Annotated in this window: 23 protein-coding genes; 12 read left to right on the top strand and 11 right to left on the bottom strand. The window is 59.4% G+C overall.

Annotated elements, in window-relative coordinates; translation table 11 throughout:
- Positions 1 to 10: 10 nt before the first annotated feature.
- Positions 11 to 349 (bottom strand): P-II family nitrogen regulator, encoded by a 339-nt coding sequence (locus tag ACR0K4_RS17725; protein WP_480521659.1) that lies wholly within the window; start codon positions 347 to 349, stop codon positions 11 to 13.
- A 259-nt stretch (positions 350 to 608) separates the two neighbouring features.
- Between ACR0K4_RS17725 and ACR0K4_RS17720 the strand changes: the two genes are divergently transcribed.
- A complete protein-coding gene (locus ACR0K4_RS17720; protein WP_480855037.1) occupies positions 609 to 2,792 on the top strand; it encodes a transglycosylase domain-containing protein in 2,184 nt (727 codons plus the stop codon).
- 42 nt (positions 2,793 to 2,834) lie between these two features.
- On the opposite strand, the gene leuB is transcribed toward ACR0K4_RS17720, so the two are convergent.
- On the bottom strand, positions 2,835 to 3,938 hold the full coding sequence (gene leuB, locus ACR0K4_RS17715) for a 3-isopropylmalate dehydrogenase (RefSeq protein WP_480855035.1): 1,104 nt from the start codon (positions 3,936 to 3,938) through the stop codon (positions 2,835 to 2,837).
- Positions 3,939 to 4,029: 91 nt separating this feature from the next.
- On the opposite strand from leuB, the gene ACR0K4_RS17710 reads away from it, so the two are divergent.
- Positions 4,030 to 4,557, top strand: a complete 528-nt coding sequence (locus ACR0K4_RS17710) for a redoxin domain-containing protein (protein ID WP_480855033.1) — start codon at positions 4,030 to 4,032, stop codon at positions 4,555 to 4,557.
- 3 nt (positions 4,558 to 4,560) lie between these two features.
- On the opposite strand, the gene ACR0K4_RS17705 is transcribed toward ACR0K4_RS17710, so the two are convergent.
- From ACR0K4_RS17705 to ACR0K4_RS17675, 7 genes are all read right to left on the bottom strand, one after another.
- Positions 4,561 to 5,454, bottom strand: coding sequence for a LysR family transcriptional regulator (locus tag ACR0K4_RS17705; protein ID WP_480855032.1), 894 nt, complete (start codon positions 5,452 to 5,454; stop codon positions 4,561 to 4,563).
- Positions 5,455 to 5,582: 128 nt separating this feature from the next.
- Entirely contained in the window at positions 5,583 to 6,611 is a 1,029-nt protein-coding gene (locus ACR0K4_RS17700) for an endonuclease/exonuclease/phosphatase family protein (RefSeq protein WP_480855030.1), read from the bottom strand.
- On the bottom strand, positions 6,608 to 7,438 hold the full coding sequence (locus ACR0K4_RS17695) for a hypothetical protein (RefSeq protein ID WP_480521665.1): 831 nt from the start codon (positions 7,436 to 7,438) through the stop codon (positions 6,608 to 6,610). The genes ACR0K4_RS17700 and ACR0K4_RS17695 overlap by 4 nt, the downstream gene beginning before the upstream one ends.
- Positions 7,439 to 7,767: 329 nt before the next feature.
- Complete coding sequence (leuD, locus tag ACR0K4_RS17690; protein ID WP_480855029.1) at positions 7,768 to 8,373, bottom strand: 3-isopropylmalate dehydratase small subunit; 606 nt, start codon at positions 8,371 to 8,373, stop codon at positions 7,768 to 7,770.
- Between the two features lie 42 nt (positions 8,374 to 8,415).
- Positions 8,416 to 8,961 (bottom strand): HdeD family acid-resistance protein, encoded by a 546-nt coding sequence (locus ACR0K4_RS17685; RefSeq protein ID WP_480855028.1) that lies wholly within the window; start codon positions 8,959 to 8,961, stop codon positions 8,416 to 8,418.
- A 37-nt stretch (positions 8,962 to 8,998) separates the two neighbouring features.
- Positions 8,999 to 10,402: a 3-isopropylmalate dehydratase large subunit gene (gene leuC / locus ACR0K4_RS17680; protein WP_480521668.1), complete on the bottom strand. Its 1,404-nt coding sequence runs from the start codon at positions 10,400 to 10,402 to the stop codon at positions 8,999 to 9,001.
- A gap of 45 nt (positions 10,403 to 10,447) precedes the next feature.
- Positions 10,448 to 10,543 carry an isopropylmalate isomerase gene (locus tag ACR0K4_RS17675; RefSeq protein ID WP_480521669.1) on the bottom strand — a complete coding sequence of 32 codons (96 nt, stop codon included), beginning with the start codon at positions 10,541 to 10,543 and terminating at the stop codon, positions 10,448 to 10,450.
- 102 nt (positions 10,544 to 10,645) lie between these two features.
- Here ACR0K4_RS17675 and ACR0K4_RS17670 point away from each other — a divergent pair, with 102 nt between their 5' ends.
- From ACR0K4_RS17670 to ACR0K4_RS17655, 4 genes are all read left to right on the top strand, one after another.
- Positions 10,646 to 12,007, top strand: a complete 1,362-nt coding sequence (locus tag ACR0K4_RS17670; RefSeq protein ID WP_480855027.1) for a mechanosensitive ion channel family protein — start codon at positions 10,646 to 10,648, stop codon at positions 12,005 to 12,007.
- Positions 12,008 to 12,172: 165 nt separating this feature from the next.
- Positions 12,173 to 12,532 carry a ribosome silencing factor gene (rsfS, locus tag ACR0K4_RS17665; RefSeq protein ID WP_058276550.1) on the top strand — a complete coding sequence of 120 codons (360 nt, stop codon included), beginning with the start codon at positions 12,173 to 12,175 and terminating at the stop codon, positions 12,530 to 12,532.
- A 44-nt stretch (positions 12,533 to 12,576) separates the two neighbouring features.
- Complete coding sequence (rlmH, locus tag ACR0K4_RS17660) at positions 12,577 to 13,047, top strand: 23S rRNA (pseudouridine(1915)-N(3))-methyltransferase RlmH (RefSeq protein ID WP_480855026.1); 471 nt, start codon at positions 12,577 to 12,579, stop codon at positions 13,045 to 13,047.
- Between the two features lies 1 nt (position 13,048).
- Positions 13,049 to 13,534: a flavodoxin family protein gene (locus ACR0K4_RS17655; RefSeq protein WP_480855025.1), complete on the top strand. Its 486-nt coding sequence runs from the start codon at positions 13,049 to 13,051 to the stop codon at positions 13,532 to 13,534.
- A gap of 95 nt (positions 13,535 to 13,629) precedes the next feature.
- On the opposite strand, the gene ACR0K4_RS17650 is transcribed toward ACR0K4_RS17655, so the two are convergent.
- Positions 13,630 to 13,977, bottom strand: a complete 348-nt coding sequence (locus ACR0K4_RS17650) for a hypothetical protein (RefSeq protein ID WP_480855023.1) — start codon at positions 13,975 to 13,977, stop codon at positions 13,630 to 13,632.
- 35 nt (positions 13,978 to 14,012) lie between these two features.
- On the bottom strand, positions 14,013 to 14,711 hold the full coding sequence (locus ACR0K4_RS17645) for a DUF599 domain-containing protein (protein WP_480521674.1): 699 nt from the start codon (positions 14,709 to 14,711) through the stop codon (positions 14,013 to 14,015).
- A gap of 82 nt (positions 14,712 to 14,793) precedes the next feature.
- On the opposite strand from ACR0K4_RS17645, the gene ACR0K4_RS17640 reads away from it, so the two are divergent.
- The 6 genes from ACR0K4_RS17640 (at position 14,794) to ACR0K4_RS17615 (ending at position 21,024) form a co-directional block, all read left to right on the top strand.
- Positions 14,794 to 16,233: an FAD-linked oxidase C-terminal domain-containing protein gene (locus ACR0K4_RS17640; RefSeq protein ID WP_480855021.1), complete on the top strand. Its 1,440-nt coding sequence runs from the start codon at positions 14,794 to 14,796 to the stop codon at positions 16,231 to 16,233.
- Positions 16,234 to 16,298: 65 nt separating this feature from the next.
- A complete protein-coding gene (locus ACR0K4_RS17635; RefSeq protein WP_480855020.1) occupies positions 16,299 to 17,399 on the top strand; it encodes an FAD-binding protein in 1,101 nt (366 codons plus the stop codon).
- A gap of 4 nt (positions 17,400 to 17,403) precedes the next feature.
- A complete protein-coding gene (glcF, locus tag ACR0K4_RS17630; protein WP_480855018.1) occupies positions 17,404 to 18,726 on the top strand; it encodes a glycolate oxidase subunit GlcF in 1,323 nt (440 codons plus the stop codon).
- A gap of 102 nt (positions 18,727 to 18,828) precedes the next feature.
- On the top strand, positions 18,829 to 19,620 hold the full coding sequence (locus ACR0K4_RS17625) for a trypsin-like serine peptidase (protein WP_480521678.1): 792 nt from the start codon (positions 18,829 to 18,831) through the stop codon (positions 19,618 to 19,620).
- Between the two features lie 77 nt (positions 19,621 to 19,697).
- Positions 19,698 to 20,432, top strand: coding sequence for a trypsin-like serine peptidase (locus tag ACR0K4_RS17620; protein WP_480521679.1), 735 nt, complete (start codon positions 19,698 to 19,700; stop codon positions 20,430 to 20,432).
- Between the two features lie 124 nt (positions 20,433 to 20,556).
- Positions 20,557 to 21,024, top strand: a complete 468-nt coding sequence (locus ACR0K4_RS17615) for an Hsp20 family protein (RefSeq protein WP_480855016.1) — start codon at positions 20,557 to 20,559, stop codon at positions 21,022 to 21,024.
- Positions 21,025 to 21,063: the final 39 nt, after the last annotated feature.

Here is a 21,063-nt window from a genome sequence, read left to right as displayed (position 1 = left end):
GCGGCGGCGCTTACAGCGCTTCCTCGTTGGTTTCCCCGGTCCGCACGCGCAGCGCCTGCTCGACATCGAGGACAAAAATCTTGCCGTCACCGATCTTGCCGGTCTTGGCGGTTTTGGTGATGGTTTCGACGATCTGGTCGGCCATCGTGGCAGGAACCACGATCTCCAGTTTGATCTTGGGCACGAAGTTCACGGCATATTCCGCGCCGCGATAAATCTCGGTGTGACCGGATTGCGAGCCGAAGCCCTTGATTTCGGTCACCATCATGCCGCGCACGCCTGCCTGGGTCAGTGCCTCGCGCACCTCCTCGAGCTTGAACGGCTTGATTGTCGCAATGATCAGTTTCACGTTGATCCCCTCTGGTTCCCCGGTCTGTCCGGCGTGTTTGCACCTGCAGAAAAAAGCGCGGTCAGACGCGGTATGGAACGGTTTCCTAAGGGGGGGCTGCGTGAAAAAGCGGCAAAGTTGCACAATTTTTGCACAAAAATTGCGATATGATTAAATATTGTGCGAAACGAGGAAGGGGAATTGCAGACATTTCGCACCTCTACACCAGCACGAAGGCAGGGTATGGTGCCCCAAAAGTAAAATCGGGCAGAGTTTGAGCATGACTGAGTCCAGGCGCCGCAAGACACCGCTTGTCGCGGATAAAAGGTACCCGTCGAAAGGGCGGAAGAAAGCCGCCCCCAAGCGCACGACCAAGCCTGCGGGAAAGAAATCCACGGCGCGCAAGACGACGACTCGTCGGACCACGCGCAAAAAGACACGCCGTAAATCCGGCGGGGGCGGGGGCATCTTCCGACGGATGTTCAGGTGGCTGTGGCGTCTGTTCTGGGGCGTGACCTGGCGGGTCGGGGCGGTTTGTGGCCTGCTGTTGGCACTGGCGATTGGGGTTGTCTATACCACTTTGCCCGATGTTGACGCCCTGCTGGACGGTCGAGCCCGCGGGTCGGTTACGATGCTGGATCGTGACGGCAAAGTATTTGCCTGGCGCGGCGATCAGTTTGGCGGGGTGATCACAGCGGATACGGTGTCGCCGCATCTCAGGAACGCGGTGATTGCGACAGAAGACAAAAGGTTTTACCGCCATTTCGGTGTCAGCCCACGCGGAGTAGCCAGCGCTGTCCGCATCAACCTTAGCGAAGGGCGCGGGCCTTTGTCGGGTCATGGCGGTTCCACCATCACTCAGCAGACCGCAAAGCTTTTGTGTCTGGGTGTGCCATATGAGCCCGACGAATGGGAATCAGAGGCCGCGTATGAATCCGATTGCCGTCAGGGCTCGTTATGGCGCAAGGCCAAAGAGGCCGTGTATGCCATGGCGATGGAGGTCAAGTATACGAAAGACGAGGTACTGACGATCTACCTCAACCGCGCGTTCCTGGGGGCAGGCGCCCGCGGGTTCGAGGCGGCCAGTCAGCGCTATTTCGGTATCTCTGCGGCCGAAGTGTCACCTGCAGAAGCCGCCATGTTGGCCGGGCTGCTGGTTGCGCCGACACGCTATGCACCGACAAACAATCTGCAGCGTTCGCAGGACCGGGCGCGATTGGTTGTCGGTTTGATGGAGGATCAGGGCTATCTGACTGCGGCGCAGGCCAGCGAGGCACGTAGCCGTCCGGCTGTGCTGTCGGACGCCGCTGCAGCGCGGGCAGGCGGGTATTTTGCTGATTGGGTCATGGCCAGCGGGCCCGAGTTCTTTACCCGCAACACGACCGAGGATGTGGTGATCCAGACAACGCTGGACCAGCGCATTCAGCAGTCGGCAGAAGAGGCGCTGAAATTCATCTTTCAGGAAAAGGTTCGCGAAGGGTCCAAGGCGCAGGCTGCGATTGTTGTGATGTCGGCCGACGGGGCCGTGCGCGCCATGGTGGGCGGTCGCAAGACCCGCGTGTCCGGGGCCTTCAACCGCGCGACCCAGGCGCTGCGGCAGACGGGATCCTCCTTCAAGCCGTTCGTCTATGCCACCGCACTGGAGCTGGGTTATTCTCCGTTGGATACGGTGATGGACGAGCCCTATTGCATCGACATTCCGGGGTCCGGTCAGTGGTGCCCCAAGAACTACACCAACAAGTTTTATGGCCGCGTGACGCTGGCTGATGCGTTGAAGAACTCGCTGAATATTCCCGCCGTAAAGGTGGCCGAGATTTCGGGCCTTGAAAACGTGCGCACAGTCGCAAGTGAATTCGGAATCGCCAGCAATCTGGCCGAAGGTCCGGCGCTTGCGCTGGGCGCGTCGGAAAGCACGCTGATCGAGATGACGGGCGCTTATGCGGGTATTCTGAACGGAGGCTCGGCGGTCGAGCCTTACGGCCTCACCGAGCTCAAGTTGTTGGGAGACGAGACGCCCGTAATGGTAACAACCACCGGAATCGGCGAGCGGGTCATCAATGACAAAGCGGCCAGGCAACTGACCTGGATGATGGAGCGTGTGGTATCCGAAGGCACCGGTGGGCGGGCGAAACTGCCCGGATGGCAGGTTGCCGGCAAAACCGGCACGACTCAGGCCGCGCGCGATGCTTGGTTTGTGGGGTTCACCGCAGACTATGTGGCCGGTGTCTGGATGGGATACGACGACAACACTCCGCTGTCCGGCGTAACGGGCGGGGGGCTGCCGGCGGAAATCTGGAAAGAGACGATGCTGCGGGTGACCGAAGGTATGACGCCCACGCCGCTGCCGATGGCGGCACCGGACCCGCCGGTGCGCACCCCTCAACCCAGTCAGCCCCGGCGGCGTCAGGGCAATGGGTTCGAAAATGCGATCAACAACCTGCTGAATAATCTCTTTGGCAACTGAGGATCGTAAAAAGGCGGTGCGCATGGCACCGCCTTTTGACTTTCAGAGGCTTTCGTCCAGCGCGGCGACAATCGCATCGCCCATTTCCGAGGTCGATACCGGTTCGACGCCTTCTTCCGCCAACAGGTCTGCCGTGCGGACACCGTCAGCCAGAACTTTCTCGATCGCGGTTTCCAGACGACCTGCCTCATCCCCCTGATCAAAGCTATAGCGCAGCGCCATGGCAAAGCTGAGGATACAGGCGATCGGATTGGCCTTGCCCTGACCGGCAATGTCTGGGGCCGAGCCATGAACGGGTTCGTACATTGCCTTGGGACGGCCATTGGCCATCGGCGCGCCCAACGAGGCCGAGGGCAGCATGCCCAGCGAACCAGTCAGCATCGCCGCGCAATCGGACAGCAGATCGCCAAACAGGTTGTCTGTAACGATCACATCGAACTGCTTGGGCGCGCGTACCAGCTGCATCGCGCCGTTGTCGGCATACATATGGCTCAGCTCGACCTCCGGGTAATCCTCGCCCACACGGGTCACAACCTCGCGCCACAGGATGCCCGATTCCATCACATTGGCCTTTTCCATCGAGCACAGTTTCTTGTTCCGGCGCATCGCCAGTTCAAAGGCCGAACGTGCGGCGCGTTCGATCTCGGATTCGGTGTAGCGCTGTGTGTTGATGCCCACGCGCTCATTGCCTTCCTCGAAAATCCCACGCGGTTCGCCGAAATAGACACCCGAGGTCAGCTCGCGCACGATCATGATGTCGAGGCCCGCGACCACGTCTTTCTTAAGCGACGAGAAATCCGCCAGCGCGTCAAAGCACTGAGCAGGACGCAGGTTGGAGAACAAATCCATTTCCTTGCGCAACCGCAGCAGGCCGCGTTCGGGTTTCACGCTGAAATCCAGATCGTCGTATTTCGGCCCACCAACGGCACCAAGCAGAACCGCGTCGACCTCTTGCGCCTTGGCCATGGTTTCGTCCGTCAGGGGCGTGCCATGCGCGTCATAGGCCGCGCCGCCGACCAGATCCTCGCTCACGTCAAAGTGAAGGCCGCGCTTGTCACCGAACCAGTCGATGATTTTGCGCACTTCGGTCATAACTTCCGGGCCAATTCCGTCTCCGGGCAGGATGAGGAGCGAGGGGTTGGACATAGACGGTCTCCTTGCGTTTTGTTGCATTGGCCCTAGCGTCTGCATCGCATCGGGTCAATGAGACGAACCCGCCAAACGACGAGGAAAACACATGCTGACACCCGGAAATCCGGTTCCTGAGCTGAAAATTGAAACGGTTGCCCATGGTGACTTCGATCTTGAACGTGACAAGGGTGAAAACGGGACTCTGGTGATCCAGTTTCGCGGCCTGCATTGTCCGATCTGCATCCGGCAGATGGGCGAAATCGAGGCCGCACTGGATGATTTTGCCGAGTTGGGAGTCGAGGTTGTTATGATCACCACCGACACTGCCGAACGCGCTGCCGAGACCGCCGAAAAAGCAGTAGTGTCGCGTCTGCGTGTTGGCCATGGCTTGCCGCTGGCACAGGCGCGCGAGGCATGGGGTCTGAACATTTCCAAGGCGCGCGAAGGCAGTACCGAGCCCGACCTGTTTGCTGAGCCCGGGCATTTCTACATCGCCCCCGACCAGACGTTGTATTATGCGTGGCAGCAAACCACACCGTTTGGGCGACCTTCCACGTCGGACATCGTGGGCGGGCTGAAATTCACCCTTGGCAACAACTATCCGCCCCGTGGAACTTACACCGGCGCGCTGTGACCGTCACAAGCTGGCTTTCAAGCCGTGCGCCAGCAAATCCCAGACCCTGCGAATGCGCGGGGTTTGACGCATCGCCTGTGGCGCGGCCAACCAGACTGGCAGGATCGGGATCTCCACACCCAGTGAAACGACCTCGACCGCCGGATCGGCCTCGACAACCTGCAATTGGCCCAGACCAACGCCACAACCGGCGCGAATAAGCTCCCAATAGGCGCTTTGCAGATCACACCGGGTTGCAAAGCTGTCGCGGCTGATAGGCCAGCCCCGATCCCGCATCTTGTTGATGATCAGCTCATTGGCATCGAAGCCAACAAGATCATGCGTGAACAGTTCCTCAGGTGTTTCGGGTCGTCCGCACCGGTCCAGATACGAGCTTGCGGCGCAGAAGCAGAATTTCACGTCGCCCAGGTATTTTGACACGATGTCCACTTGCGTGGGCCTATACATCCGCACCGCGATATCAGCTTCGCGGTATAGCAAGTTTTCGCTGGTGTCGGTCGCCACCAGCTCCAGCTGGATCGCGGGTTCTTCGCGGCGGATCGTGGCGAGGATGGGTGGCAGAAGGTGGTGGGATGCAAAGACCGAAGCGGTGATACGCACCGTGCCTTCCAATTGCTGGGACTGCCCTGCAGCGGTCAGGCTGATGGCTCCTATGGCTGCCTGCATCTGTTGCGCCATCGGCAGCAGTTGCGACCCTACGGGGCTAAGCTTCAATCCACGCGCGTGTCGTTCAAACAGCGACACGCCCAACTCCGCCTCAAGGGCCTGAATCTGACGACCAAGGGTGGGTTGGCTGCGGCCGGACTTTCGGGCCGCCGCCGAAAGTGAGCCGGTCTCGGCCACGGACAGAAAGCTTTGGATCAAGGACCAGTCGGACAGGGTAAGGGCACGTTCCATGCGAAAATGAATACATGATCTGCGATAGGCAGCAATTCCCTCGTCGATCTGAATGCGCGATCAACCTGACAGCGGGACGCCGGGACTTTGATTTGGGTCCGGTAAGTTCTTGGCCTCTTGGCAGCGACTTATTTGTCGATCAGATCGACCCATACAATACGATGGCGACTGGCCGCCGCCGCTGCGACGCGTCCGGCGCTGTCTTTGTCGGGCCAGTACACGCCGGACCCGACAATTGTCCAGTCGGCAGATGGCAGGACATAATCCACCCGCAGTTCTCCGACTCCTTTCCAGGCGACGGTGGATAACGATCCCTGAGGGTCGCTTGGACGAGGGTCCTGAATTGCCGGATTGGCCAGCAAGTCCTGAATCGCCTGGTTGCGCCCATCGCCCCCAACGGGGTCCAGATTGGCGTCGCCTGCGATGACGAACCGGTCCGAAGGTGCGGGTCCAAGCGACCCGTTCAGCAACAATGTCCAGAGTCTGACCTCATCCCGGTTGCGAAGGCCATTGCGGTCTTCAGGGCCGTCGAATACCGGCGGGCTGGCGTGAAACGTCAAAACGGATATCCGTCCGCCCGGGGCCAGAATAGGTACGACCCAATGGGCGGTAGATGACAGTCTTTGAACGGCCTGGGCCTGAGGTGACGGAAAGGGTTCGCCGTTGATGGTTGGCTGTTCGGCACCGGGCAGGTCGCGCCAAAGCATATCCGAGAATGAGACGACTTCGTCCTCGAGGATGGGGTAGCGGGACAGCAGCGCGATCCCATTCTGGCCCGAGAATCGCCCCCAGCCCTGTGCGTCGCCCGGGCCATGCGTGCGGCCATCCCCATCCAGATCAAGGTCGGTTGTATGCCCTGAATTTGGCTGTGCAGCATAGCTGTATGGGTAGTCGATCCCTGCCTTTCTTAGGGTCTTCACCAGCGCGGCGCGCGCCAGCCCATCATAATCCCAATCTAGTCCCTGCAGCGCCACAATATCGGGCGAGACCTTTGCCAACACCTCTGCGATGGCCTCGGCCTGGGGGTCGCCGCGTCGCAAATCGCGCAGCAAGACGCCTGGTCCGTCCCGCCCAAGCTCGGTGTTGAAGGTGGCCACGCGCAATGTGTCTGCCTGCGCCGAAAGCGGCAGCAGCATCAGCGCAAGAACGCGGATCATGCAGTTTGAGTGGTTTCAGTCGTGGAATAAGCGCGGCGTTTTTCGACGATCAGCCCGGCAATGCGCAGGGTCGCCATGCCGCGCATGATCATGCTGGCGGGCAAAAAGGCCCAGGCACACAAGGTCCAGATCAGCGTTTGCGGGTTGCTGAGGGCAATCGGCGTCAGAAATCCTGCCGACATTTTGATCAGGGCAGGGATCAGGAAGGGCAGCAATGCGCCGATCGCGATGTTCAGTTTTCCGTCGCGCTGAAGTCGTGCGACCACGTCTCCGCCCTTGGTCGGGTCGAACAAGGGCAGGTTTGTCCAGACATTGAAGGCGCCATTGCCGGTGGGCCAGCTGCGGAATTTCACCGCGTAGGCAAAGCTGGCAATCGTCACCAGTGCAGCAACATAGGCAATACTTGCCGAGATCCGAACCAAATCCTGCAATCCCTGGCTGGCGTCGCCGGGCAGTACCAGAACGATCAACCGGACCGGCGAATAGGGGAAATCCGCCAGACTGGCGACGGCGTAACCGATTGTGAAGAACAGGCTGGTTAATTCGGTGGGGGCATAAATGTTCTTACAGATCAGCGTCAGGAACATGACCATCGACATCAGCCCGACAAAGCGCAGCCGGTTGACGGGTGGCGCGTCGCGAAATTCGATGAAGCTGGGGAAGGCCGAGTTGTATTCGGAAAAGGTCAGGATGAACGCAAGGATCGCGAGAAATACGATGATCTCGGTCCCGTTTGATGTTGAGGCAGGCAGATACAACGCTGGAGTGAGCACCATAAGTGCCACCAGCAATCCCCTTATCGCCGCTCCCGTAGTGCGTGCAATCACTATCCGTACCCTTTCCAAACTGGAGCAGTCGATTCTGTGCCGACTTGCGATCCAACTTGAACCCATCGATTGTTTTTTGACGGATGTCAGTTTGTCGCCAAGACTGGCGGCAAAGGACAATCAGCTCAAGCCAAGGTGCAGAAAACACGGAATTTCAGGCAAAATGATGGCGAAACTGGTGCGCTAATGCATCATTTTGGACGCAAATCCGACGTGAAATTTAGGATTTCCCCTACATGTTGTGGTTGCTGGCGAAGGTGCCCCAAAATGAAAAAGGGGTCGCCGGGGCGACCCCTTTAGGTTGAGTGTTGTCAGATTCGACCCCGGAATCACACCCAGGGGCGGGCCTGGCTGGCATGTTCCTCGAACTTGTCGATGTGGTGATCTTTCTCCATGGTCTGGCCGATATCATCCAGACCATTCAGCAGGCAGTGCTTGCGGTGCGGGTCGACCTCGAACGCGATGACCACACCGTCCGAGGTTGTGATCTGCTGATCTTCCAGATGGACGGTCATGCGGGCGTTCTCGCCCTTGTGCGCGTCTTCCATCAGGATCGCGTGGTGTTCTTCCTCGACCACGATGGGCAGGATGCCGTTCTTGAAGCAGTTGTTGTAGAAGATGTCGGCAAAGCTGGTCGAGATCACGACCTTGATGCCGAAATCCTTGATCGCCCAGGGCGCGTGCTCGCGCGATGAGCCGCAGCCGAAATTGTCACCGGCCACCAGAATCTCGGTATTGCGATAGGCAGGTTTGTTGAGAACGAAGTCTTCATTCTCGCCGCCATGATCGTGATAGCGCATCTCGTCAAACAGCACGACGCCAAGGCCGGACCGTTTGATGGTCTTCAGATGCACTTTGGGGATGATCATATCGGTGTCGATATTGATCAGCGGCATCGGGGCGGCAACCCCGTGGACTTTTTCGAACTTTTCCATGTCTACACTCCTGCGGGGTAGGGCCGCGCCCGTGCCTCGCGTTTAAGCTTCTTTCGTTTCGTCTTTGGGTGCGTTCCTGACAAAGAGCGCCATGAAGACCAGACCGAACCCGTTGAACAGCATCTCGATGCCCAGCAAAATGCCCAGCAGTTGCAACAATACGGCAGGGTCTGTGGCAGCAAAACGCCAGATCAGAACCGCCAGCACGATGGACATGATGCCAGAGATCAAGGTGGCCCAGAAGAACTGCGTGCCTTTCATCTGGAACGACAGGATGATTCGCGCGATGCCGCCTGCCATGAACAGGATCAGCATCACGGTTGCCAGTGTCAGCGTGCCCTGCAGCGGGTGATCCAGGAAGGACCAGCCCAGAAACAGCATGACCGCACCCATGATGAGCGACAGGATCTTGTTGCCAACGCCTTCGACGGTAAAGCCGCCGACGACCTGCAAAGCGCCCGAGATCAGCAGCAACACACCGGTCACGACCGTGACGGCAATGGAGGCCACCACGGGCGCGCCCAGCACAAAGATGCCGAACGCTATGGACAGAAGCCCCAGCAGGAGCCATTTGATCCAGTCACTCATTTGTTCAATCCCTCAAATATCTAGATATGAGCGGACCTTACATCAATTCACGGACGTCTGTAAGACGTCCCGTGATTGCCGCTGCGGCGGCCATTGCCGGGCTCAGTAGGTGGGTGCGTCCGCCCCGTCCCTGACGCCCTTCGAAGTTGCGGTTCGAGGTCGCGGCACAGCGCTCACCCGGTTGCAACTGGTCGGGGTTCATCGCCAGACACATGGAACATCCCGCTAAGCGCCATTCGAAACCGGCCTCTTTGAAAATGTCTGCCAGTCCTTCTTCTTCGGCTTGTGCCCGCACCAGACCCGAGCCGGGCACGACCATGGCGCGCATCCCGTCTTTGATCTTCTTGCCCTTCAGGATCTCGGCAGCGGCGCGCAGGTCTTCGATCCGGCCATTGGTGCAGGACCCGATAAAGACAGTGTCGATTTCCACGTCACTGAGTTTCTGACCGGCTTCCAGACCCATGTATTCGATCGACCGGCGGGCCGCGTCGACCTTGCCGCCTTCGAAATCTTCCGGGTGCGGTACTGAGGCGGTAATCGGCAGAACATCCTCGGGGCTGGTGCCCCATGTGACAACCGGTGCGATGTCTTCGCCGCGCAGGGTCACAACCTTGTCGAAATGCGCGCCTTCATCGGTATAGAGCGTCTTCCACCAATCCAGCGCGGCCTCCCACTGGGCACCTTTTGGTGCATGGGGCCGGCCTTTGACATATTCGTAAGTAGTTTCGTCCGGGGCAATCAGACCCGCGCGGGCACCGCCCTCGATCGCCATGTTGCAGACGGTCATGCGACCCTCCATCGACAGATCGCGGATCGCTTCACCGCAATATTCGATGACATAGCCGGTGCCGCCAGCGGTGCCGGTCTCACCGATTACGGCCAGAGTGATATCCTTGGCGGTCACACCCGGCTGCAATTTGCCGGTGATCTCGACCTTCATATTCTTGGATTTCTTCTGAATCAGCGTCTGCGTGGCCAGAACGTGTTCAACCTCGGACGTGCCGATGCCATGCGCCAAAGCGCCAAATGCGCCGTGGGTGGCCGTGTGGCTGTCGCCGCAGACAACGGTCATGCCGGGCAGGGTCCAGCCCTGTTCGGGGCCGACGATATGCACGATGCCCTGACGGACGTCATGCACCGGATAGTAATGAATGCCGAAATCCTTGGCGTTTTTGTCCAGCGCCTCGACCTGGATGCGCGATTCTTCGTTTTCGATCCCGTTCACGCGGTCATGCGTGGTGGGCACGTTGTGATCCGGCACCGCAATGGTTTTTTCCGGCGCGCGTACATTGCGGCCCGCCATGCGCAGCCCCTCAAAGGCTTGCGGGCTGGTGACCTCGTGCACAAGGTGACGGTCGATATACAGAAGACTGGTGCCATCTTCGGCCTCGTGGGCGACATGGGCATCCCAGATTTTATCATAGAGCGTTTTGGGGGACATCGGTCCTCTCCCCGTATGTAGATGAGAAATGGCTGGCGAATTGGCTCAGGCGACGGGTAGGCGTGCAAGAACCGTGCGGGCGGCCCCAAAGAACCGTTCGCGCAGGCGCGCGCGGTCTTCCAGGTTCTGGATTTGGGCCACAGTGAGTCTCATGCGCACCAGATATATCGGGGGGTGCCGTCAATCAAGGTTCAATCCGGCTGCGGGCTTGCATCGCCGCGCTGGGATGGTCAAGCTGACGCTATGAACCAGGACCTGCTACCGGAAACACTGTCCGAGCTTTACGCCAATCTGACAGCGGCCTTTTCCTCTCAATTCGACAACCTGATCGAGCTGATCGTCACCCCGGGCTGGCGTCAGTACCAACTGGTGATCATCCTGTTTCTGTGGGGGCTGGCCTTTTGCCTCAGGCTGCTGACCCAGCACCGGTGGGAGAGCTGGGCCCGCGCCCGGACCGGTTGGCCGAAATGGCGGCTGCGCACCCTGATTCAGCTGATGCGGCGGCTGACGCTGGTCTATTTCGTTGTGTTGTCCTGGGGCCTGTATTGGGTGATGCAGCAGGCCACATGGCCGTCGCGCAGCTATCTGATCGGCGTTGTGGCGACGCTTGCGGTGGCGTGGCTGGCCATTGCGATGGTCGCCCGGCTGGTGCGCAACCGAACGCTTCGGGTGATTTTCAAGTGGTCCATGTGGATCTATGCAACGCTGGCTGCACTGGGGCTGACGGACGATGTGGCCGATTTCCTGGACGGGGTTGCGGTCTCTATCGGCGATCTGCATATCTCGGCGCTGGGGATCATAAAGGCGGTTCTGCTGATCGGTATCCTGCTGACAATGGCCCGGGTGGGCACCCGCGCAGCCGAGAGGGGTCTGAAAAGCAACGACGATATCACGCCCTCGATGCAGGTGCTGTTGGCAAAGGGTATTCAGGTCCTGCTTTATGGCGCGGTTTTCATGGCCGCGATCCGCACGCTGGGGTTTGATCTGACCGGTATTGCCCTGCTGTCCGGTGCGATTGGTGTGGGGATCGGTTTCGGGCTGCAGAAAGTGGTCTCGAACCTGATTTCGGGCATCATCATCCTGATGGACCGGTCGATCAAACCGGGCGACGTGATCTCGCTGGGCGACACGTTCGGGTGGATCAATGCACTGGGCGCGCGCTATGTGTCGGTTGTCACGCGGGACGGGCGGGAATACCTGATCCCGAATGAGGATCTGATCACCAGCCAGGTGGTGAACTGGTCGCATTCCGACAAGTTCGTCCGTCTGGATCTGGATTTCGGGGCCAGCTATTCCGACGACCCCCACAAGGTGCGCGCCACGGCGATTCGCGCCGTCAAAACCGTGCAGCGTGTGCTGAGCGGCAGCACGCATGAACCAGTTTGCCACATCACCAGTTTTGGCGATAGCAGCGTTGATTACCTGCTTCGGTTCTGGATCAGCGATCCGACCAAAGGGCTGACGAATATCCGCGGCAATGTCTATCTGGCGCTGTGGGATGCGTTTCAGGCCGAAGGTATATCATTACCCTTCCCGCAGCGCGAAGTGCGCCTGCTCAAGGACGATCCCGACGACGCAGACGCGCAACAGCTCGCCAAAGAGTGAGCCGCCGTGGCCCGCCCGGATGCGGGTTTCATTGAAATGTTGCAATCCCCTTGTTACCTTAATAGTACCCCAGCGCCGGGGTTTTGACGGCGCGCAGCAAAGGAGGACTATGTCCTGTCTCTACATACCCAGGCGGGTTTGCCCGCCGAAGACGGGGCCAGTGTAATGGCCCACTCTCAGTCAATCAGCGACAAGCTGCTTGAACGCATCCTTTCCTCACTTTCCGATGACAAGGCCGAAGACGTCGTGCAGATCAACCTGCAGGGCAAATCCTCGGTTGCGGATCACATGGTGATTGCCTCGGGTCGGTCGACCCGTCAGGTTTCGGCCATGGCGGAAAAGCTGACGGATCGCATCAAGCAGGAATTCGGTTTCACCTCGAAGGTCGAAGGCAAGGACGCCGGCGACTGGGTGCTGATCGATACGGGCGACGTGATCGTCCATATCTTCCGCCCCGAAGTGCGTGAATTCTATCAGCTGGAAAAGATGTGGCTGCCTCAGGGCGGCAGCGCCTCGGCGAACTGAGGCGCTATCCCGGCCCGTATTGAGGGGCCGGAGGCGAGAGAGATATGCGTATCAGCATAGTTGCGGTCGGGCGGTTGCGCGCCGGACCCGAGAAAGCCCTGCTTGACGATTACCTGACCCGATTTGACCGTACCGGCCGTGGGCTGGGTCTTGGCCCCGCGCGTGTCGTTGAGGTTGAGGATAAGAAAAATGCGGGTATGGGGGCTGAGGCGGCATTGCTGCGCAAGGCCCTGCCCAAAGGCGCTGTGATCTGTACTTTGGACGAACGCGGGCGGGTCATGTCCTCGCCGAATTTCGCCAGGAAACTGGGCGGCTGGCGTGATGCCGGGCGGCAGGATCTGGCGCTGATCATCGGTGGGGCGGACGGAATAGACCCTAATCTGCGGGCTGAGGCCGATTTTTCGATCTCATTCGGGTCGATGGTCTGGCCTCATATGCTGGTCCGTGTGATGCTGGCGGAACAGCTCTATCGGGCCGCAACCATCCTAGCAGGCGGTCCCTATCACCGGGTCTGACATGGCGCAGCTTCTGATCGTTTACCATTCGCGCACCGGCGGTGCCCGGCAGATGGCCGAGGCGGCGGCTGAGGCTGCGCGCGATGAGGCAGATGTTGTCCTGAAACCCGCCGATCAGGCCGGGCCGGATGACCTGCTGGCCGCCGATGGTTATATCTTTTGCGCGCCCGAGAACCTGGCCGCGATTTCAGGTCTGATGAAGGAATTCTTCGACCGCAGCTATTACCCCGTGCTGAGCAAGATCGAGGGCCGCCCCTATGCCCAGATGATCTGCGCCGGGTCCGACGGGCAGAACGCCGCGCGCCAGATCGCCCGGATCGCTACCGGCTGGCGGTTGAAAGAGGTGCAGCCGCCGCTGATCATGTGCACCCACGCGCAGACGCCCGAGGCTATTCTGGCCGAAAAGACCATTCCGCAGGATCAGTTGGATCAATGCCGCGAGATCGGCGCGGCGCTGGGCGCAGGCCTGACGTTGGGTGTGTTCTAGATCGCCTTGCGTTTGATTTGATCCGAAATACGCTGTCTCTCACTGCGGTCGAACGTGCATTTCGGTCGCTTTGACTTGGAAAAACGCAAAACGCTTTAGTTCAGGGGGACCACAAAGGTCTCTTTGGCCCAGCCATCCACATTGGTGCGGGGCTGCACCTGAACCTGTGAAGTGCCGTCCGGGATGACAACACCACTCAGCGAGCGTGTAAAGGGCTGTTCGTTCTCGTGCGGGTGGTGCAGCACGCGCATCCCCAGCTCTTTCCCATCCATATCCAAAATACGCCATCCGTCGGCATAGTCGTCCCATCCGGTTTCAGGGTGCGAGACGGTGACATCGAATCGCCATGTGTCACCGCTGCGTTTGGCGACAACGTTTTCGATCACGGGATCATCGGCATAGGCCGGAGTGGCCAATAGGGCGGTCAGAACAAGATATCTCATGGTGTGAACCTATCGTTTCGAATGCAGGCATGGGATCACGATTCGGTGTTGAGCAGAACTGTTCGGGAATGCGATGCGAACTCGCGCCGATACAGCATGGCGAGCGTGATCGCCGCGCCAAGGATCAAGGCAACCGGACCCAGTATCCAGGCCACTGCGGCCAGAGCGAAATACGTGGCTCGCAGACCCCGGTTGAAACTGCGTGCAGCGGTGACACATATTTCAGCCGCCTGTGCGGCACGGGGATAGGCGCCCGGGTTGTCGGGGTCATTTGGAACAGCGGCCATCAGAACGGCGCAATAGCCAAACAGACGGTGCGCCCAGACATATTTCAGGAATGCATTCGCCAAAAACAACAGGATGATCAGGATCTTGACCTCCCACACCAGCGCGGGGGCCGTTCCCAGCGCCAGATCCTGCGCCAGCCCGGCCAGTCGTTCGGTATTGCCCAGCAAGGCCAGCCCACCTCCGATGGCGATCATCGTCGTCGATGCAAAAAACGTGCTGCCCTGCCGCATCGTGCCCACCACCTGCGCGTCGAACATGCGGGGCTGGCGGGTCACCATCTCTTTCATCCAATCGCGCCGGTAGGAATCCATGATCATGCCCACAGATGGTTTTTGCGGCGCAGGGTTCTCGATCCGCCAGCCGATCCATAACCAGGACCCGATCAGCAGGGCAATCGCAGCAAAGTCCAGCGGCGAGAACAGCAGTGATTGATCAATCCACGACATGGGCGCGACACTACGTCGTGGTGTTGTAACTTGCCAGATCGGAAAATTGGTAATATTATTTTACCAAATCGGAGGACCAGTCATGGAAATGCCACCGCCAAACACCGAGGTGCTGCGCCGCAAGGATGCGGTTCTGCGCCGGTTGCTGCAAGTGTTGCCTGAAGATGCCGTGATCCATGATCCGGCGGAGACGCGCGCATATGAATGTGATGCGCTGACCGCCTACCGCTGCCCGCCGATGCTTGCGGTTTTGCCGGCGAGCACTGAGGAGGTCTCGGATGTGCTGCGCATCTGCAATGAGGAAGGCGTGCCTGTGGTGCCGCGCGGGGCAGGTACCTCGCTGGCGGGTGGGGCATTGCCGACGGCGGATTGTGTCATTCTGGGCATTGCCAAGATGAATGAGGTTCTGGAAGTCGACTATGACAACCGCGTCATCCGGGTGCAAACCGGCCGAACAAACCTGAGCGTGACCGGAGCCGTGGAAGAGGATGATTTCTTTTACGCGCCTGACCCGTCGTCGCAATTGGCCTGTGCAATTGCGGGCAACATTGCGATGAACTCCGGCGGCGCGCATTGTCTGAAATATGGCGTGACCACCAATAACCTTCTGGGCGTCAAGATGGTCATGATGGACGGCAGCGTGGTTGAGATTGGAGGCTCTCATCTCGACTCCGGCGGGCTGGATCTTCTGGGTGTTGTTTGCGGGTCCGAGGGGCAGCTGGGTGTGGTTACCGAGGCCACCCTGCGCATTCTGCGCAAACCCGAGGGTGCACGACCGGTGCTCATGGGGTTTGATGACAATGAGATTGCCGGGCAATGCGTGTCGGACATTATCAAATCGGGCATCCTGCCGGTTGCGATCGAGTTCATGGATACGCTGTGCATCCGGGCCTGCGAGAATTTTGCGCATGCCGGTTATCCCGATTGTACGGCCCTTTTGATTGTTGAGGTTGAAGGGTCCGAGGCCGAGATCGACTACCAGCTCTCCAAGATCATCGAGATCGCCAAGCGTCACAACCCGGTTGAATTGCGTGAGAGCCAGTCGGCGGAGGAAAGCGCGAAAATCTGGCTGGGCCGCAAGTCGGCCTTTGGGGCGATGGGGCAGATGAATGACTACATGTGTCTGGACGGAACCATACCGGTCTCGTCATTGCCCGAAGTGCTGCGTCGGATCGGAGAGATGAGCGAGGATTATGGCCTGCCGGTGGGCAATGTGTTCCATGCCGGAGACGGGAACATGCACCCGCTGATCCTTTTTGATGCAAACAAACCGGGCGATCTGGAAAAATGCGAGGCGTTCGGGGCCGATATCCTGAAGCTTTGCGTTGAGGTCGGAGGGTGCCTGACCGGCGAGCATGGGGTCGGGATCGAAAAGCGGGATTTGATGGTTCATCAATATTCATCTGCAGACCTTGAAGCGCAGATGGCGGTGAAGGATGTTTTCGATCCCAACTGGTTGCTGAACCCCGCGAAAGTTTTTCCGCTGGGTGTGTCCGAGGCGCGCAGGATTGCGGCCGAGTAGGGGGCGCTGCCCCCGTCGCGGCGGGCCGCGCCTCCCCCGGAGTATTTTGGAAAAGATGAAATATCATGAGACCTGAGACAGAGGCCGAGCTGGCCGAGATGGTGGCCGGGCTGAATGGGCCGGTTCGAATTGCCGGAGGCGGAACGCGCGGAATCGACGGGCCGGAGCAGGTGATCGGAACGACGGGGTTGAGCGGTATTATGCTGTATGAGCCCGGCGCGTTGACGATTGTCGCAAGGACCGGGACTCGGGTTGCGGAGATTGAGGCGGCGCTGGAGGCAGAAGGTCAGCAACTGGCCTTTGAACCCATGGATCATTGCGGTCTGTTGAGCTCGGAAGGAGTGTCGACAATTGGTGGTGTTGTTGCGGGCAATATTTCGGGGCCAAGGCGGATACAGGCCGGGGCGTGTCGCGACTTTCTGCTGGGCGTTCGATATGTCGATGGCGCGGGGCAGGTGGTCAAGAACGGTGGGCGGGTGATGAAGAATGTCACCGGCTATGATCTGGTGAAGCTGATGGCCGGGTCCTGGGGTACCTTGGGCGTGATGACAGAGGTGTCGCTGAAAGTGTTGCCGAAGCCAGAGGCGACGGCGACACTGGCGGTTCAGGTTGCTGATGTGGCAGGCGCGATTGGCGTTATGTCGGCTGCCTTGAAATCTCCTTTTGAGGTGAACGGTGCGGCCTATGATCCCGAGAAGGAACAGGCGCTGTTGCGGGTCGAAGGGTTCGCGGATTCTGTGGCCTACCGGCGTGCGCAGCTGAAAGCCTTACTGGCAGGATTTGGTGAGATTGCCGAACAGGGCAGCTCGGACAGTTTATGGCAGGCTGTTCGGGACGTCGAAGCGTTCCGTGGCAAGGACGGTGATGTCTGGCGCCTTTCCGTAAAACCCTCGGATGCGCCCGAGGTTGCTGCGCGGATTGAAGCGGATCAGATGCTGTTCGATTGGGGGGGCGGGTTGATCTGGGCGTTGGTTCCGGCCGGGACCGATTTGCGCGCGCGTCTGGGTCATGTGGTGGGGCATGCAACCCTGGTTCGTGCGGCGCCTGCGACGGCCCGGCGGCTGGGGCGGTTTCAGCCTGAATCCTCGGGCGTTGCCGCGTTGAGCAAGGGTTTACGTCAGAGATTTGATCCGCGCGGTTTGTTCAATCCGGGACTGATGGGGTAGGCACATGCAGACGACGTTTACCGAAGACCAGCTTCGGGACCCAGGCATCAAACGTTCGAACGAGATTCTGCGCAATTGTGTGCATTGTGGGTTCTGTACCGCCACATGTCCGACCTATCAGGTTCTGGGCGATGAGTTGGACAGCCCGCGCGGGCGGATCTACCTGATCAAGGACATGCTGGAAAACGCGCGTGTTCCGGACGACAAGACGGTCAAGCATATTGACCGCTGTTTGTCCTGTCTGGCTTGCATGACCACCTGCCCGTCCGGTGTGCATTACATGCACCTTGTGGATCATGCGCGTGAGTATATCGAGCAGAACTACAAGCGGCCCTTGACCGATCGCGTTCTGCGATGGGTTTTGGCTCAAATCCTGCCTTATCCGATGCGGTTTCGCTGGGCGTTGATCGGGGCCAAGCTGGGACGTCCGTTCAAGTTCCTGATGCCGGATGCGCGGCTGCGTGCAATGCTGGACATGGCCCCCAAGCATATCCCTCCGGTCAGTCGCAACGATGATCCTCAGAGTTTCGCACCCAAAGGCGCGCGCCAAAAACGCGTGGCGCTGATGACGGGCTGTGCGCAGAAGGCGCTGAATACGGATATCAACGATGCCACCATTCGATTGCTGACCCGGTTGGGATGCGAGGTTGTGGTGGTCGGCGGGGCCGGATGCTGCGGGGCCCTGACCCATCATATGGGGAAGTCCGACGCCAGTCACAAAACCGCGGCGGCCAATATTCGGGCCTGGACCGCCGAGATGGATGGGGACGGGCTGGATGCGATCGTCATCAATACCTCGGGATGCGGGACCACGGTGAAGGATTACGGACATATGTTCCGCAATGACCCGCTGGCCGACGATGCTGCGCGGGTATCGGACATTTCGATGGATATCAGCGAGCTATTGATGACGCTGGACCTGCCGGATGGTGATGAGAAAGAAATGACCGTGGCCTATCACGCGGCCTGTTCGCTACAGCACGGGCAGAAAATCAAGACCTATCCCAAGGATCTGCTCAAACGTGCGGGGTTTCGGGTGGTCGAACCCGCCGACAGTCACCTGTGTTGTGGCAGTGCCGGGACGTATAATCTGATGCAGCCCGAGATTTCCGGAAAACTGAAACAGCGCAAGGTGAAGACACTGGAGGCGAAGAAACCGGATGTGATCGCCGCCGGTAATATCGGTTGCATGATGCAGATCGGGTCAGGCACCAGGATTCCGATCCTTCACACAGTCGAATTGCTGGACTGGGCGACAGGCGGGCCAAAACCGCGCGCCCTGCAGGCGGGCTACGGCACGGCATCGCAGGTGCCGATCCTGAGGTGAGGTCGATCAGGTCAGGTTTGAGCGGCACACCCGTATCGCGCCCTAATTTTGCCGCACGTACTGCTTAAGAGCGGAGGTTAAAAGACATGACCGGAGACCTGCGTGCGACATTGGATCATAGCCGCCGTGCTCAGCGTACTGCCATTGGTGGTACAGGCTAAAGATACACGACTGAAAAGCCTTGAAACCACCGATTCCGGGCGGGAGTGGATGGCCGTCGGGCGGTTGGATATCGGTGGAACAGGGTTTTGCACCGGGGCTTTGATCTCGCCCACATTGGTTTTGACAGCGGCGCATTGCCTGTTCGACAAGGCCACGCGCGAGCGAATTGATCCGGCCCGGATCGAGTTTCTCGCCGGATGGCGCAGAGGTCATGCCTCGGCCTATCGGGCGGCACGGCAGGCGGTGATTCACCCGCGATATCAATATGATGCAAGTGTATCGGCGGACCGGGTTCAACATGACATCGCGTTGATCGAGCTGTGGCAGCCGATCCGGAATACCTCGGTCGTTCCGTTCGAAACTGGACGCCGCCCGGCCCGGGGCGAAGATGTTGGCGTTGTGTCCTACGCACATGACCGGGCCGAGGCCCCTTCGTTGCAAGAAGTTTGCTCGGTCATGGCCCGGCAGTCAGGCATTCTTGTCATGTCCTGCGATGTGGATTTCGGGGCATCCGGTGCGCCGATTTTTTCGTTCGATGGTGAAAGACCGCGCATCGTATCCGTTGTGTCCGCAAAGGCCGAATTGCGGGGCCAACGCGTCGCACTGGGAACGGCGTTGGAGGAATCGCTGCAATTGCTGCAGTCGGAATTGTCGGAAGGACGGGGATTTGGCCTGTCCAGCGGTTCGGGAACGGCCGGAAAAACCTTGGGAGCGAGATTTCTTAAACCATGATCAGATTTGTTTCTGCATTTCTTTTTTTGATTTTGGCGGCCACGAACAGTCAGGCTCAGTTGGCGGAAAAACGGCGGTTGACCGACCGCAATGATCTTTACGGCTGGGAGGCCGTGGGTCGGTTGGACATTGGTGATGACGGGTTTTGCACCGGCACATTGATTGCCAAGGACATTGTTCTGACCGCCGCGCATTGCGCCTTGGATAAGGCCACGGGCAAACCCTATGAGCCTGGCAAGGTCACGTTTCGGGCCGGTTTGAGCGATGGCGAGGCGCTGGCTGAACGCAAGGTGATCCAGATCGCATCACATCCCGAGTATATTGCCGACCAACCGGTTTCTGCCGCAAGTGTGCGCGTGGATGTCGCCTTGATGCGGTTGGAAGAGCCGATCCCTTATTCGATTGCGGATCCATTCGCGCTGCATAGCGGTCGCGTTGCGGGTAACGAGATCAGCGTCGCCTCTTACGGACGTGGACGGGCCGAGGCAATTACCCGTCAACGTTCGTGCGAGATATTGCGCCGCGCGCAGGGGGTGATCAGCTTCAACTGCGATGTGACATTCGGCTCGTCCGGATCTGCCATTCTGGCCAGAAACGGTCCGCGCTGGCAAATTCTGTCGGTTGTTTCAGCAGTGGGTTTCAATGGTGCGATCAAGGTCGGCTACGGTATGGAATTGGCAGACTCGGTGTCGCAACTCAAGGCGATCCTGCGCCGCGACGCGCCCAGACCGACGGCCTCGATCCGCCGGTTGCAGCCGGGTTCGGGCAAGTCGGGTTCCGGGGCCAAATTCATCAGCGCAGGAGGGTCTTGAACCCGGTCAATACGCTCCCCATGTGAAGTGTACCGGATCGCCGCAAACGGGGTCCGGATAACATCACCGCCCGTCCGAACGGAGGGCTCAACTCGTAAATCGCTCAACCATGAGGATACGACACATGCGTACATTTGACTTTGCTCCGCTGCACCGCGCCACCATTGGCTTTGACCAAATCGCCGACATGATGGATCGCGTTCTGACCAACGACGTCGCGCAACCCACCTATCCACCGTACAACATTGAAAAGACCGATGCCGACACCTATCGCATCTCGGTCGCTGTGGCCGGGTTCGCGGAAAACGATCTGTCGGTTGAAGTGAAAGAAAACTCACTGGTCGTCGCCGGTAAGAAATCCGCCGAGGACAAAGACCGCAGCTATCTGCACCGTGGCATCGCCACGCGCGCGTTCGAACGCCGCTTTGCCCTGGCCGATCACGTGCGGGTCACAGGCGCCAGCCATGAAAACGGCATGCTGAACATCGACCTGAAGCGCGAGGTGCCCGAGGCCCTGAAACCGCGCCGGATCGAGATTTCCTCGGCCAGTGCCATAGAAAAGGATGTGGTTGACGCCAAAGCCGTGAACTGAGGCCGTCTGACCACATGGCGGTAGTCCTGCCTCTCGGGA

This window comes from Ruegeria sp. K11, from assembly GCF_056531905.1.
Note: the sequence above shows the minus strand (reverse complement) of the source record. Positions and strands in the feature narration are given on the sequence as shown.

Bases quoted from the DNA above. Each gene is read 5' to 3' on its own strand.
- ACR0K4_RS17720 (WP_480855037.1), top strand. From the start codon at position 609: ATGACTGAGTCCAGGCGCCGCAAGACACCGCTTGTCGCGGATAAAAGG.
- leuB (WP_480855035.1), bottom strand. From the start codon at position 3,938: ATGTCCAACCCCTCGCTCCTCATCCTGCCCGGAGACGGAATTGGCCCG.
- ACR0K4_RS17710 (WP_480855033.1), top strand. From the start codon at position 4,030: ATGCTGACACCCGGAAATCCGGTTCCTGAGCTGAAAATTGAAACGGTT.
- ACR0K4_RS17705 (WP_480855032.1), bottom strand. From the start codon at position 5,454: ATGGAACGTGCCCTTACCCTGTCCGACTGGTCCTTGATCCAAAGCTTT.
- ACR0K4_RS17700 (WP_480855030.1), bottom strand. From the start codon at position 6,611: ATGATCCGCGTTCTTGCGCTGATGCTGCTGCCGCTTTCGGCGCAGGCA.
- leuD (WP_480855029.1), bottom strand. From the start codon at position 8,373: ATGGAAAAGTTCGAAAAAGTCCACGGGGTTGCCGCCCCGATGCCGCTG.
- ACR0K4_RS17685 (WP_480855028.1), bottom strand. From the start codon at position 8,961: ATGAGTGACTGGATCAAATGGCTCCTGCTGGGGCTTCTGTCCATAGCG.
- leuC (WP_480521668.1), bottom strand. From the start codon at position 10,402: ATGTCCCCCAAAACGCTCTATGATAAAATCTGGGATGCCCATGTCGCC.
- ACR0K4_RS17670 (WP_480855027.1), top strand. From the start codon at position 10,646: ATGAACCAGGACCTGCTACCGGAAACACTGTCCGAGCTTTACGCCAAT.
- rsfS (WP_058276550.1), top strand. From the start codon at position 12,173: ATGGCCCACTCTCAGTCAATCAGCGACAAGCTGCTTGAACGCATCCTT.
- rlmH (WP_480855026.1), top strand. From the start codon at position 12,577: ATGCGTATCAGCATAGTTGCGGTCGGGCGGTTGCGCGCCGGACCCGAG.
- ACR0K4_RS17655 (WP_480855025.1), top strand. From the start codon at position 13,049: ATGGCGCAGCTTCTGATCGTTTACCATTCGCGCACCGGCGGTGCCCGG.
- ACR0K4_RS17650 (WP_480855023.1), bottom strand. From the start codon at position 13,977: ATGAGATATCTTGTTCTGACCGCCCTATTGGCCACTCCGGCCTATGCC.
- ACR0K4_RS17645 (WP_480521674.1), bottom strand. From the start codon at position 14,711: ATGTCGTGGATTGATCAATCACTGCTGTTCTCGCCGCTGGACTTTGCT.
- ACR0K4_RS17640 (WP_480855021.1), top strand. From the start codon at position 14,794: ATGGAAATGCCACCGCCAAACACCGAGGTGCTGCGCCGCAAGGATGCG.
- ACR0K4_RS17635 (WP_480855020.1), top strand. From the start codon at position 16,299: ATGAGACCTGAGACAGAGGCCGAGCTGGCCGAGATGGTGGCCGGGCTG.
- glcF (WP_480855018.1), top strand. From the start codon at position 17,404: ATGCAGACGACGTTTACCGAAGACCAGCTTCGGGACCCAGGCATCAAA.
- ACR0K4_RS17615 (WP_480855016.1), top strand. From the start codon at position 20,557: ATGCGTACATTTGACTTTGCTCCGCTGCACCGCGCCACCATTGGCTTT.